This is a genomic window from Luteibacter sp. P4_D7_3, assembly GCF_056401735.1.
The window spans coordinates 1-12,791 of the sequence record NZ_JBFUIT010000095.1 but is presented as its reverse complement, the minus strand read 5'-3'; the positions used below and the strand labels follow the sequence as shown (position 1 = coordinate 12,791).

The window sequence follows — 12,791 nt, the reverse complement described above, 5'->3', positions numbered from 1 at the left end:
AGCCGGTGATTCGTGGCTATAACCTGTTCGGCACGACGACGGATCCGGAGCGCCAGGCGCGCGCCGTGAAGTTCATCAGCGAAGGCCTTGCAAGCGGCAAACTGAAGCCGCGCATCGCGCAGACCTTTGCCTTCGACGACATCGTCGAGGCGCATCGCACGCTCGAAAAGAACGAACACACCGGGCGTATTGTCGTCACCGTGTGACGATCCGGAGTGAGCGCTTGCCGCGTCCGTTGCATCCGGACGCGGCAAGGCTGCGTATCACTTGGTACCCCAATCACGGGGACCGAGGATTCGCCATGAAAAGCCGCACGCTCTCCCGCACGCTGCACATCGCTCTTGCCCTGACCGCCGCGTTCGGCGTGGCGGACCTCGCCTTTGCCGACGACGGCATGGCCATGCAGAAGTCCGTCATGGTCGGTGGCGCGGCGATGTACCCGAGCAAGAACATCATCCAGAACGCCGTCAACTCGAAGGATCACACCACCCTCGTTGCCGCCGTAAAAGCTGCTGGCCTGGTCGACACCCTCTCCGGCCCGGGCCCGTTCACCGTCTTCGCCCCCACCAATGAAGCGTTCAACGCGCTTCCGGCGGGCACCGTCGACACCCTGGTCAAGCCCGAGAACAAGGCGACCCTGACCAAGATCCTCACCTACCACGTGGTATCCGGCCGCTACACCGCTTCCGACCTCATGACTCTCGTGAGCAAGGGCAATGGCAAGGCCAGCCTGACCACGGTCGAAGGTGAACCCCTCACGGTCAGCCAGACCGGCAAGACCCTCGACGTAACCGACGCCAAGGGTGGCGTAGCCCACGTCACCATCGGCGATGTCATGCAGTCCAACGGCGTCATCCACGTCGTCGACAAAGTCCTGATGCCGTAAAGCGAAGGTCCAGACGGGCCTGGCCCGTCTGGACCTGCAGCAGGCATGACCCCTAGGCGTCCGTGACAATCTCGATCATAATACGAGCGATTCTCATTTCTATTCGCCTTTGATCGAGGCTTCCATGCCCAGGACCACCATGCATACCGCGCTCCCGGCTCGTCGCCGCCTCACTCTTTCGATCCGCGCTGCTGTGCTCGGTACCCTCCTCGTCGCCGGTGCGGCCCACGCCGCCGCCGATGCCGACGACACCCAGCGCAAGCCGCAGGACAATACGACGACGCTGTCCGGCATCCAGGTGAAGGCTGACGTTGCCGCTCCCACGGCGGCTTACGCCGGTGGTCAGGTGTCCCAGGGTGGCCGCTTCGGTGTGCTGGGCAACCAGGACATGATGAACGTGCCGTTTGCCATGACGAGCTACACGGACAAGCTCATCCGCGACCAGCAGGCCCATACGCTGGGCGACGTGGTCGCCAACGACCCGGCCGTGCGCACGGGCTTCGGTTACGGCAACTACTCGCAGACGTTCGTGATTCGCGGGTTCCAGCTCAATTCCGACGACATCGGCTTCGACGGCCTCTACGGCCTGCTGCCGCGCCAGCTGCTGGCCCCGGAACTGGTCAGCCGCGTAGAAGTGTTCAAGGGTGCCAGCGCCTTCCTCAACGGCATTTCGCCGGGCGGCTCGGGTGTCGGCGGCAGCATCAACATTGCGCCTAAACGCGCGACGGTCGACCCGATCACCCGCATCGGCCTGGACTACGGTAGCGACGGCCAGATCGGTGGCACCGTGGACATCGGCCGCCGTTTCGGCGCCAACAACGAATTCGGCATCCGCGTGAATGCCGTCTCCCGTGACGGCAGCACCGCGGTCGACGGTGAGAACCGCCGCGTCAACGCCATCGCGATCGGCTTCGACTACACCGGCGAGCGCCTGCGCATCACGACCGACCTCGGCTACCAGAAGCAGACGATCAACGGCGGCCGCTCGGTCGTCTTCGTCGGCAACGTGGTGCCGAAGGCACCCAGCGCCACCAGGAACTACACGCAGTCCTGGTCGGGCTCGTCGCTGGAGGACACCTTCGGTGTCGTACGCGCCGAATACGACATCAGCGACTGGTTGACCGCCTATGCAGCCGTCGGCGCGCATCACGGCAACGAGTTCGGTGACTACGTCAGCCCGACTGTCAGCAACGCGGCAGGTGATGCGACGGAGTCGCGTTTCACCGTGCCGTACATTGCGAATACCGGCACCGGCGAGGCCGGCTTCAATGCCCACTTCGATACCGGCGAAGTAAGCCATCGCATCACGCTCGGCTTCTCGGCGCTGGATACGAACAAGAAGGCCGCCTACGCGGGCTCCTCGACGTTCAACACGAACATCTACAATCCCGTGCAGGTCGCACGCCCTGACTACATCTACAACGTCGGCCCGATCAGCGACCCGGGCTACACGGGCCGCACGCAGCTGCGCAGCCTTGCGTTCTCCGACACGCTCGGCTTCATGGACGACAAGCTGCAGGTCACCGTGGGCGCACGTCGGCAGAAGCTTCTTTCGCTCGGCTACGCTTATGCGGTCGACGGCGTGAATGGTGCCAGGACCTCGGAATACTCGCGGTACACCAACAGCCCGATCTTCGGTATCAACTACCGCATCAACGAACAGTTCTCGGTCTACGCCAACCACATCGAAGCGCTGACGCAAGGCGACACCGCGCCGACCCTGTTCAACGGCGCGCCGGTGACCAACGCTGGCCAGGTCTTCGCCCCATACAAGTCAAAGCAGAACGAAATCGGTGTGAAGTGGGATGCAGGCACCTTTGGCAGCACGTTCGGCCTGTATCAGATCAAGCAGCCCAGCGGCTATGTAGACGCGACCACGAACACCTATACGATCGCCGGCGAGCAGCGTAACCGCGGCGCCGAGTGGAGCTTCTTCGGCGAGCCGACCCAGGGCGTTCGCGTCCTTGGCGGTGCCAACTACATCCAGCCCGAGCTGACCAAGACCCAGGGCGGCCTGAACAACGGCAACGACGCCATCGGGGTGCCACGCTTCCAGGCCAACCTTGGTGCGGAATGGGATATCCCGAACACGCCGGACATCACCCTCAGCGCTCGCGCCGTTCGCACGGGCAAGCAGTACGTCAACGTGRCCAACACGCTGAACATCCCGGCGTGGACGACGTTCGATGTGGGCGCCCGTGCCTCCAGCACTCTGGAAGGTGTGCCGGTGACGTTCCGCCTTACGCTGCAGAACCTCACGAACAAGGGCTACTGGGCCTCGGCCACGGGTGGTTACCTCACGCAGGGCACGCCACGTACGTTGCTTGCTTCGGCCACGTTCGACTTCTGACAGAAGCGGGGGTGGCCCTGGGAACCGTCGAAGGGCCGCGTGATGTTTTACCTGGCGGCGTGGATCTCGGCGACGTAGCCGCCGGGAAACTGCAGCATCGCCGCGTGGCGATCGCTTTCGTCGTGCGCCGGCACGACGACCTTTGCGCCGGATTGCGTTGCGCGGGCCAGCGCGGCGGCGAGATCGTCCACCTCGTAACCGGTGACCTCCGTGCCATACGGCCACGCGAGATGGCCGTCCGTCACCAGGACCGTCACCTTGCCGTAGCCGGACTCGAGGCGGATGCGCCGGTACGTGCCCGAGGTGCCGCCGAGTTCCGTCACCGGTACCTTCGCGTCATCGGACACGACCTTGCCGTGCGCAAACTGYGTGAATGCCTTCACGAACGTCGCCGCGCTGGCCGCCGGCAGGTAGATACGATTCTCCGGCACATGGCGTAAGGCCTCGTAGCTCGGCTTCTTCGTGTGCCAGTAGAGCTGCATGTTCACCCCACCCGGCCAACGGATCACGGCGTCGCGACCGATCGGGTCATCGAAGGCAGTCACCACCGTGGCGGCGCCTGCCTGTTCGGCTGCCTTGATCGCCGCGTCGAGGTCAGTGACCAGATAACCCGTGCGCTCGAGTCCGAAGGGATACGGCACGGGCGTCCGGAAGCCGAACACGGACACGGCGCCGGAAGGACTCTGCACCAGCTGAGTCGACGTGCTCGACGGCGTCGGCGTCACGGTGGCGATGCCTTGCTTCGTCGATTGCCCTTCGAACGTGGCGGCGAAGCTCCGTACGAAGGCATCGACATCCTGCGGCGCGACGTAGACATGCGTGGTGTCGTACTGCGGCCCCACGGAGAAATCGGGCGTTGTCGCGGCGAAGACGCAGTCCGGCGCGGTGATAACCAGGGCGCAACCAAGAAACAAGGCGCGAAGACGCATAGACGTTTTCCTGCAGAATAAAGGAGATAAATCGACGGTGCACCTGTGTGGAGCGTCAGTGCGCCGCTGGCACGCGATGCAACAAGCGCGAAACCAGCGCGATGCCAGCAAGCCCGCCGCCCAGGATGCACACACCCAGCCAGCCGGCATGCCGCCAGGTTTCGGCAGCAACGAACGAACCCGCCGCGCCGCCGAGGAACATGGTCGTCATGAACAGGGTGTTGAGCCGACTCTTGAATTCCGGGTGCAGCCCGTAGACCAGGTGCTGGTGCGACACCAGGGCGATCTGCACGCCGAAGTCGAGCAAGATGACGCCAACGATGAGCCCCGCCAACGATGGCCACAGCGCGAAGACGGCCCAGGCAACGACGGTCGACAACGCACCAGCGGCGATCACCAGCCAGGGTCCGCGTCGATCCGCGACGCGTCCGGCCAGCGGTGCCATCGCCACGCCGACGGCGCCGACCACGCCGAACAGGCCCGCCGACGCCGCGCCCAGATTCAGTGGCGGCTGTTCCAGGCGGAGCGCCAGCACCGTCCAGAACGCGGAAAATGAGGCGAAGATCACGGCCTGGGTCAACGACGCACGACGCAGCAAGGGCTCGCGTCGCCAAAGACCGACCAGCGAGGACATCAGTTCGCCGTAACTGACGCGCCGCGCTGGATGGTGTTCGGGCAGGCGCAGGCGCATCAGCACGGCGCCCATCAGTGCAATCGGCACGCCGAGCCAGAACATGGCCCGCCATCCTGCGGCACTGGAGACGAAACCGGCAATCGTGCGACTGAGCAGGATGCCCGTCAGCAAACCGCTCATCACGGTACCGACCGCCGCACCCCGTTTGGATGGCTCAGCAAGAAGAGTCGCGAAGGGAACGATTTGCTGCGCAGCGGTCGCCATAGCACCGATCAGTACAGAGGCAATCGCGAGTGTTGTCAGCCCGGGCGCAAGCGCGGCCCCGACCAGCGCGATGGCCAACACCGCGAACTGCCCGACGATGAGCTGACGGCGTTCCAGCGCATCGCCTAGTGGCACCAGGAAGAGCAGACCCGCTGCATAGCCGAGCTGGGTAAGCATCGGAATCCAGCGCTCCACGCCGCCGTCGTGAAGGTCGCGCCCCATGATGCCGAGCATGGGTTGGTTGTAATAGAYGTTGGCGACGGCCAGGCCGGCCGCCAGCGCCATCGCATAAAGGGTGCCGCGAGTCAGGACTCGCGCCGGGGTGGGATTGTCCATCGTCAAACGGCTCCGCGGTTTGGCCGATTATGCCCGCTGCGCGGGATCGCCGATGAATCGGCTCCCACAAGGAGCGGCGCTACGGGCCGTGGGCGGGCTATTTGTCCGCGACGGTCCATAGCAGGGGGAGGTGCAGGTCGTCGCAGCCGTGCTCGCAGATGAAGGTGCCGTGCTCGCCTTTAAGGGAAAGACGGCGGCCGCCGCTCAGTTTCAGGTCCATGCTGCCGTCCCAGCCACTCGGTGCGTGCGAGACATCCTTTTTTTCCAGCGTAAAAGGCTGCGAATAGGCTTTGGGGCCCCAGCGCCAGCTCACCGTGCCGCGCTGGCCATCGACGACGATATCGGCGCCGTCCGCGGATTTACCCGAGAGGTGGAGGTCGTCTCCACGGCAGCCTGCGACAACAAGGACAAGGCAGCAGACGAGCGGCAGGAGGCGAGGCTTCACGGTGTTTCCTTGTGCAAGGTCGCAGGATCATCGGCTCCGAAACCTCAAGCTTTAGTGAGGCTGCCGAATCGGCGTGACGATAAGCCGCGCCGGCGTGCCTGATTTGCACAATCCATGGGGGCATGCGGCTTGGGATACTGGTGGCCAGCCCCCCATGCACGGACCTTCGCGTGAACGTATCCGACACGGCGCTTCTTCTTGCCCGGTGGCAGTTCGCCTTCACCGTGTCCTTCCACATCATGTTCCCGGCGATCAGCATCGGCCTGGCCAGCTTCCTCGCGGTGCTGGAGGGGCTGTGGCTGAAGACCGGCAAGGTGGTCTACAAGGAGCTGTTTTTCTTCTGGTCGAAGATCTTCGCCGTGGGCTTCGGCATGGGCGTGGTTTCGGGCGTGGTGATGAGCTACGAATTCGGTACCAACTGGTCCGGTTTTTCCGCGTTCGCCGGTTCGGTCACCGGCCCCCTGCTCGCCTTCGAGGTGATGACGGCATTCTTTCTCGAAGCCGGCTTCCTCGGCATCATGCTGTTCGGCTGGACCCGGGTCGGCCCGAAAGCCCATTTCTTCGCCACGCTCATGGTGGCTACCGGCACGCTCATCTCCACCTTCTGGATCCTGTCGTCCAACAGCTGGATGCAGACGCCGCAGGGTTATGAGGTGATCGGCGGCCGGATCGTGCCGGTCGACTGGCTGAAGATCGTCTTCAACCCCTCGTTCCCGTACCGCCTCGTGCACATGGCATTGGCCGCCTTCATCGTGGCCGCGATGCTCGTCGGCGCCTGCGCGGCGTGGCACCTGTTGCGTGGCCGGCGCGATGCGGGCATCCGCAAGTCGTTCTCCATGGCGCTGTGGATGATCCTTGTCGTCGTGCCGATCCAGATCGCCGCCGGGGACGCGCACGGCCTCAACACGCGCGAACACCAGCCCGCAAAGATCGCCGCCATCGAAGGCCTTTGGGAAACCGAACACGGCGGCACCTCGCTCAACCTGGTCGGCTGGCCCGACATGGAGAACGAGACGACGCATTTCGCCATCAAGGTGCCCCACCTGGGCAGCCTGATCCTCACGCATAGCTGGAACGGCGAGATCCAGGGGCTGAAGTCGTTCCCGCGCGAAGACCGGCCCAACTCGACCATCGTTTTCTGGAGCTTCCGCATCATGGTCGGCATGGGCTTGCTGATGCTGTTGCTCGCCCTGCTTGGCCTGCTGCTGCGGCGTAACGCACGACTCTACGAAGCACGCTGGTTCCAGCGCTTCGTCCTGCTCATGGGTCCGAGCGGCTTGATCGCCCTGCTCGCAGGCTGGATCACGACCGAAGCCGGTCGCCAGCCCTGGGTGGTCTACGGCGTGATGCGCACCCGCGACGCGGTATCGACCTCGTTGACGGTGGACCAGGTCGGCACCTCGCTGATGATTTTCATCATGGTGTACTTCCTGGTCTTCGGCACGGGCATTTACTACATGCTCAAGCTGATGGCGAAGGGTCCCGACCTACCGCGCGACGAAGCCGAAGGCTCTTCGGGCGACACCGGCCTGGGTCGCGATCGCTTCGACCATCGTCCGCTTTCCCGCCCCACCGATCCCATCGACGAGTAACCACGCCATGCATATCGACTTGCCCGTGATCTGGGCGGCCATCATCGGCTTCGGCGTGTTCCTCTACGTCATGCTCGATGGGTTCGACCTTGGCATCGGCCTGATCTTTCCGTTCTTCGATCGCGAAGGCGAGCGCGAAGTGATGCTCAACACCGTCGCCCCGGTGTGGGACGGCAACGAAACCTGGATGGTGCTGGGTGGCGCCTGCCTCTACGCCGTGTTTCCCGTGGCCTACTCGGTGCTTCTTCCGGCCACCTACCTGCCGATCATCGCCATGCTGTGCGGATTGATCTTCCGCGGCGTGGCCTTCGAAATCAGGGCGAAGGCCCGGCGCACGCAGCACCTGTGGGATCTCGCCTTCATCGCTGGCTCGGGCGTGGCGACGTTCGCCCAGGGTGTGATCCTGGGCAGCCTGCTGCAGGGTATCGACGTGCGCGACGGCAAGTTCGTCGGCGGTCCCTTCGACTGGTTCTCACCCTTCAACCTGTTCACCGGCATCGGCCTGCTACTGACCTATGCCACGCTGGGTTGTGGCTGGCTGTTGATGAAGACCGAGGGTGAACTGCAACGTCGCATGGCGGTGCTGATGCGTCCGCTGACACTGTGCCTGGCCGCTGCCGTCGGCATCGTCAGCATCTGGACCCTGCTGGGCCAGCCCGGTGTGGCCGCCCGGTGGCTGACCATGCCCAACCTGCTTTTCTTCCTGCCGGTGCCCGTCCTGGTGCTCRCCTGCGTCATCGGCATCCTGACGAGCGTGCGGCGCGGCGCAGACCGGGCGCCCTTCCTGCTCACCCTTGCCATCGTGTTCCTTGGCTACAGCGGACTGCTGATCAGCATCTTCCCTAACATCATTCCGCCATCGCTGAGCATCTGGGAAGCGTCCGCGCCGCGTTCCAGCCAGGTGTTCACGCTGGTCGGTGCCGCCATCGTCATTCCGATCATCCTTTCGTATACCGTCCTTGCTTACTGGGTTTTTCGCGGAAAGGTGCGGCACGGCGACGAGGGCTATCACTGATGGCGAAGCATCCACGCCTGCGCCAGGCCGCCTGGTTCGTGGCGCTTTATCTGGGAGGCGTCGCCGCGGTAGCCTGTGTCGCCGGGCTCTTCCGGCTGCTGGTACCGCACTGAGCAATGCAAGGAGCACTGGATGAGCGGCATTACCGAGCTGCACGTGTCCGACTACGTCCCCCATGGCGACATGGCCGCTCACGCCCACGACGAAGCCTGGTTCTGTCTCGTCATCGCCGGCGGCTACGAAGAACGCATCCTCGGGCAAATCAACGAACACGAACCGGGCGACCTTCTGTTCTGCCCAGCCCATGCGACACACGCCCAGCGCTTTGGCCGCGACGGCGCGCGCAAGGTCATTTTCTCCCCCGACACCGAAACCACCGAGCTGCTCGCCGGCCAGTCGGCGCGGCTCGACGGACGCCCACTGCTTCGCCGCTCCAGGGAGCTGCTCGGGCTGGGACGGCGCATCGTCGAACAGCTTGCGCTCGGCGACGCCTTTGCGGGGCTATCCGCCCAGGGGCTGACGATGGAAGCGCTGGCGCTGGCCGCGCGTGGGCTGGACCAGCGAACGCACAACGAGCCCGCGTGGCTTCGACGCGTACGCGACTTCCTGCACGACGACCCGACGCGCGAGATGACGCTCGACCAGCTCGCGGGCATCGCCGGACGTCACCCTGTTCACCTGGCCCGCACCTTCCGCACCGTTCACGAATGCACCATCGGCGATTACGTGCGTCGCCTGCGGGTGGAGCGTGCTGCCGAGTTGCTCCGCGCCACACGGCGTCCTCTCCTGGATATCGCGCTGGAATGCGGTTTCGCCGGCGCGACGCAGTTCTCGCGCTCGTTCCGTGCCGTCCATGCCACCACGCCGACGGCATGGCGGCAGGCCGTCCGCTAAGCGCAGGCAACGCACGTTAATCCCGGTAAAGCAGCCTGCCGTCGCGGTTGCTACCGTTGGGCCATGCGCACACCTCGCCTGCTCGTTACCCTGCTCCTCTGTGTCGCCGGCCTTGCGGTCGCCGACACGTATCACATCGATCCGACGGCGTACTTCGCGTCCCCCGCCGGTGAAGCGACCGATCGGGTCGCCCTCGAAGCCGACATGACGGCCCTGCCCGTCCTGGCCGCTCCTTCGCCCGGCGACCTGCTTGCGTATCTGCGCCGCGCGGAGGCGTTGCTGGCCCGCGGCCAGCGGCATATCGCGTACCTGCACCTGCTCACCGCCCTCGATATCGACGATCACGCGGCCGCGGACGCGCTCAGCGCGGTGCAGACCGACGAGGGCAACCTCGTCATGACGGTTCGCAACACGTTGCGTGCCTTGGGTAAGCCCGGGTTCGACCAGGCGGTCCGGGAAACGCCTGAGCTGAAGCACTACACCTATGTGCTGGATCGCGCCCTTCGCGGCCTGCCGCACGAGCTCCCGCCCGAGCAACAGACGATCATGGACGAGGTCTCGGACCAGGGTAGTACGGCGCTGCGCAACACCTATCAGAAGACGCGCCGGGCGACCGTCTACGGCACGGTGCACACGAGCGCGGGCGACTTCGACGCGGGCAAGGACGGGGAGCACCTCGGCACCGATCCGGATCGCGCCGTGAGGCAACAGGCATGGCAGCAGAAACAGGCGGCCAACGCCCTCAACGCAGAAACCTACGCCTCCCTGCTGATCGGCATCGTGCGTCTCAACGACAAGACCGCGCACCTGCAGCACTTCGCCGATGCGCCCGAGGCCGTTTACTTCGGTCGCCAGTTCGAACGCGCCGACGTCGACGCGACGGCACTCGCGGTAGAGCAGCGCGCCTCTGTGCTCATGGATTACCAGCGACTGCGGGCCAGCCAGATCAGCCGTGTGGCAAAGATCGCCGACGTGCACAGCTGGGACATGACGCTGCCGCCATCCGGCTTCACGGTGCCGGTCTTCGACTATGCGCAGATTCGTCGCATCGTTCCGGCGGCGCTCGCGCCGCTGGGACGCGATTACGTGGCGCGTTTCACGGCATTGCTGGACCCGGCGGCGCACCGTACAGACCTCGGCGACGCCAGCGGCAGTCGTGTCAACGACGCGTTCTCGATCGCTGCTCCCGGCGTACCACCGGGCCTTTTTCTCGGCCAGTGGCAGTCGGACCTGAAAGGCGCCAGTGTCGTCGCGCACGAAGGTGGCCACGCGCTGCATAGCGAGTTGATGAATGCGCACGGCGTCTCGCCGTTCTACAACCACGGCCCCAGCTGGATGCACGAGGCCATCGCCATTCTCAACGAAATGCTGTTCTACGAGCATCTCTACAAACATGCGCCCGATGCGCCCACGCGGGCGTACTACCTGCAAGCCCAGCTGGACGAGATGACCTTCGAAATCTTCACTTCCGCCGAAGAAGCCCAACTCGAGGAAGCCATCTACGACGGGGTGATCGCCGGCAAGATCCGCAAGGCGGCCGACCTGGACGCGCTCACGCTGGCTACCACCGGCCGCTTCGAGATCTGGCCCGGCATCGATCCGGAACTGAAACATGCCTGGATCGGCAAACGGCTGATGTACCAGGATCCTCTTTACCTCGCCAATTACCTGTATGCCGGACTGTTGGCGACGAAGATGTTTGCCATGGCGACAAGCGATCCACGCGATTTCCAGAAGCGCTACGAGGCGATGATGGCCTCCGGCTTCGACGCGCCCCCGAAGGAGATCCTAAAGCGCTTCTTCGGTCACGACCTGAGCCCGTCGGACCTGGTGAACGCCGATGTGGACGTAATCAAAGGCAAGATGGCCGCGCTGGGCAAGATCTACGGCAATTAGCCAAAGGGCGGTCTGTTTCACGTTTTGATGACGCCCGCGCCGTGCCGCCCGCTGTATGCTTCCCCCGGGTCGAATCAGGGACTTACGCCGTGCGCCGCCAGGAAACCGATAGCCTCACCATGGGCGACATCATCTTCGACGCCGTGGCCATGAACGAGGCCGCGGTGGCCGGCGACCTCGACGAAAGCCGCTTCCGTGCGCGTCGCATCGCATCCCTGGCCGCACCTGAAGGCTACGACGGTATCGCCGACGCCGCTTCGCATCTCAGCCGTCTGCTCGGACCACCCGGCAGTGAGCCTCAACCGGGGTATGGCGCCGCCATGGTGGCCATCTCCAACGAGATCGACCTGGCCTTCGGCGACGCCTGAGTACCCTACCCTAGCGGGCGGGACACGTATCCCGGCTGTTGTCCGCAATACCGGCGATCAGCCAGCGACCGTCGATACGGACGAGGTTCACCGCGTCCGTTCCGCAATGTTTCACCTGGCCGTTGACCAAAAAATCGTACGGCGCCCACACGAACGCAATATCACCATCGACCCTGACGAGCGGATCGTAGATGCGCTCCTCGATGCGATCCTTCGCGGGCTTCATGTGATCGGCGAATTCGCCCAGGGTCATGCGCACCACCTTGCCTTTACGCAACAAGGCGACGCTGCCTTCCGGCTGCACGGTGGCGCGTATCGCAGCGCTGTCGTACTTCGCCATGCCGTCGAAGAATGCCTGAACAGGTGCGAGCACGGCCTTGTCGTCAGCATCGGCGGCTGACGAGGGCATGGTGGTCGACAGACCAAGCAGGGTCATGGCTAAGGTAGCGAAGGGCCTGGCGTTCATGGGCAACTCGTGGCGTGGACGAATCACACCATTAGCGCCAGGCCGTGCTGCGGTCAACCCCGTAGGGGCCGATTCACGCCAGCGTACGCACCTTCGCCTCTCGCGAAAATTGCCGGGTGGACGCCAACGTGACGAACGCATCCGCGTCCGACGCCTTGACCACGCCCGCATCGGCTTCCAGTCCCGCCTTGGCAAAGAGCGCGCGTCCACCATCGTCCAGGGCCAGGGCTTTCAAGTGCCCGAAGGCATCGCGAACGAAGTCGATCGCGGCGGCTTCCCTGGTCAGGGCTGCGGCGCCGTCGGCCGACAGCAACACCGCCACGGCATCGAAGTTGATCGACGGCGTACCAGCCAGCTGCCCGTCGGCAACGAGCAGCGTGCCATCGGCCAGCTTCGCCCCGCCGACCTTCGGCGCAACGATCTTCACGGTGGCTCCCGCGCCTTCGATCGCTTTACGCAGCTTCGCCACCGCAACGCCGTCCGAGCCGTCGTTGATGAGGATACCCACGACACGTCCCTGCAGGGTCGCCTTCATCTTGCCGATGATCTGCAAGGCGGGAGAGGGCTTCATCGGCACGACGGGAGCGGCCGCTTTGGGCGCCTTCGGTAAAGGCGACATGGCCAGTCCCGCCGCGACGCGCCTGGCCAGATCTTCGTCGACATGACGGAGGTGTCCGACGATCGCTTCACGCACGTGCACCGCATCCACCTTCGAC

Annotated in this window: 13 protein-coding genes and 1 pseudogene; 9 read left to right on the top strand and 5 right to left on the bottom strand. The window is 64.7% G+C overall.

Going from position 1 to position 12,791, the window contains the following annotated elements:
• From AC1DSN_RS10795 to AC1DSN_RS10785, 3 genes are all read left to right on the top strand, one after another.
• Positions 1 to 206 (top strand): zinc-binding dehydrogenase (locus AC1DSN_RS10795; RefSeq protein ID WP_477330654.1); only part of this gene is annotated, 206 nt, incomplete at its 5' end.
• A 95-nt stretch (positions 207 to 301) separates the two neighbouring features.
• The gene (locus AC1DSN_RS10790) at positions 302 to 886 is read left to right on the top strand and encodes a fasciclin domain-containing protein (RefSeq protein ID WP_063571648.1); all 585 of its coding nucleotides are present in this window, start codon (positions 302 to 304) and stop codon (positions 884 to 886) included.
• Positions 887 to 1,025: 139 nt separating this feature from the next.
• Positions 1,026 to 3,236 (top strand): TonB-dependent receptor, encoded by a 2,211-nt coding sequence (locus AC1DSN_RS10785; protein ID WP_477330652.1) that lies wholly within the window; start codon positions 1,026 to 1,028, stop codon positions 3,234 to 3,236.
• Between the two features lie 47 nt (positions 3,237 to 3,283).
• Here the strand turns inward: AC1DSN_RS10785 and AC1DSN_RS10780 are convergent, their stop codons facing one another.
• From AC1DSN_RS10780 to AC1DSN_RS10770, 3 genes are all read right to left on the bottom strand, one after another.
• Entirely contained in the window at positions 3,284 to 4,165 is an 882-nt protein-coding gene (locus tag AC1DSN_RS10780) for a glyoxalase (RefSeq protein WP_477330650.1), read from the bottom strand.
• Positions 4,166 to 4,220: 55 nt separating this feature from the next.
• Positions 4,221 to 5,399 carry an MFS transporter gene (locus AC1DSN_RS10775; protein WP_477330648.1) on the bottom strand — a complete coding sequence of 393 codons (1,179 nt, stop codon included), beginning with the start codon at positions 5,397 to 5,399 and terminating at the stop codon, positions 4,221 to 4,223.
• A gap of 97 nt (positions 5,400 to 5,496) precedes the next feature.
• The gene (locus tag AC1DSN_RS10770; protein WP_063572530.1) at positions 5,497 to 5,844 is read right to left on the bottom strand and encodes a hypothetical protein; all 348 of its coding nucleotides are present in this window, start codon (positions 5,842 to 5,844) and stop codon (positions 5,497 to 5,499) included.
• 170 nt (positions 5,845 to 6,014) lie between these two features.
• Between AC1DSN_RS10770 and AC1DSN_RS10765 the strand changes: the two genes are divergently transcribed.
• From AC1DSN_RS10765 to AC1DSN_RS10740, 6 genes are all read left to right on the top strand, one after another.
• A complete protein-coding gene (locus AC1DSN_RS10765) occupies positions 6,015 to 7,436 on the top strand; it encodes a cytochrome ubiquinol oxidase subunit I (protein ID WP_477330645.1) in 1,422 nt (473 codons plus the stop codon).
• Between the two features lie 7 nt (positions 7,437 to 7,443).
• Positions 7,444 to 8,451, top strand: a complete 1,008-nt coding sequence (gene cydB / locus AC1DSN_RS10760; RefSeq protein WP_477330643.1) for a cytochrome d ubiquinol oxidase subunit II — start codon at positions 7,444 to 7,446, stop codon at positions 8,449 to 8,451.
• Positions 8,451 to 8,564 (top strand): DUF2474 family protein, encoded by a 114-nt coding sequence (locus AC1DSN_RS10755; protein ID WP_213947262.1) that lies wholly within the window; start codon positions 8,451 to 8,453, stop codon positions 8,562 to 8,564. Before cydB ends, AC1DSN_RS10755 begins: the two co-directional genes overlap by 1 nt.
• Positions 8,565 to 8,583: 19 nt before the next feature.
• Positions 8,584 to 9,345, top strand: coding sequence for an AraC family transcriptional regulator (locus AC1DSN_RS10750; RefSeq protein ID WP_063573353.1), 762 nt, complete (start codon positions 8,584 to 8,586; stop codon positions 9,343 to 9,345).
• A gap of 63 nt (positions 9,346 to 9,408) precedes the next feature.
• Complete coding sequence (locus AC1DSN_RS10745) at positions 9,409 to 11,241, top strand: M3 family metallopeptidase (protein ID WP_477296008.1); 1,833 nt, start codon at positions 9,409 to 9,411, stop codon at positions 11,239 to 11,241.
• An 89-nt stretch (positions 11,242 to 11,330) separates the two neighbouring features.
• Positions 11,331 to 11,609, top strand: coding sequence for a hypothetical protein (locus tag AC1DSN_RS10740; protein ID WP_063573355.1), 279 nt, complete (start codon positions 11,331 to 11,333; stop codon positions 11,607 to 11,609).
• A 10-nt stretch (positions 11,610 to 11,619) separates the two neighbouring features.
• Here the strand turns inward: AC1DSN_RS10740 and AC1DSN_RS10735 are convergent, their stop codons facing one another.
• Together AC1DSN_RS10735 and AC1DSN_RS10730 are read right to left on the bottom strand one after the other, a co-directional pair.
• Positions 11,620 to 12,075, bottom strand: a complete 456-nt coding sequence (locus AC1DSN_RS10735) for a nuclear transport factor 2 family protein (protein WP_477296006.1) — start codon at positions 12,073 to 12,075, stop codon at positions 11,620 to 11,622.
• Between the two features lie 73 nt (positions 12,076 to 12,148).
• A pseudogene (locus AC1DSN_RS10730) lies at positions 12,149 to 12,791 on the bottom strand (catalase); the annotation flags it as partial.

What these genes read in the sequence shown, in the direction of transcription:
- AC1DSN_RS10750 (WP_063573353.1), top strand. Translation starts at nt 8,584, where the DNA reads ATGAGCGGCATTACCGAGCTGCACGTGTCCGACTACGTCCCCCATGGC.
- AC1DSN_RS10790 (WP_063571648.1), top strand. Translation starts at nt 302, where the DNA reads ATGAAAAGCCGCACGCTCTCCCGCACGCTGCACATCGCTCTTGCCCTG.
- AC1DSN_RS10745 (WP_477296008.1), top strand. Translation starts at nt 9,409, where the DNA reads ATGCGCACACCTCGCCTGCTCGTTACCCTGCTCCTCTGTGTCGCCGGC.
- AC1DSN_RS10755 (WP_213947262.1), top strand. Translation starts at nt 8,451, where the DNA reads ATGGCGAAGCATCCACGCCTGCGCCAGGCCGCCTGGTTCGTGGCGCTT.
- AC1DSN_RS10735 (WP_477296006.1), bottom strand. Translation starts at nt 12,075, where the DNA reads ATGAACGCCAGGCCCTTCGCTACCTTAGCCATGACCCTGCTTGGTCTG.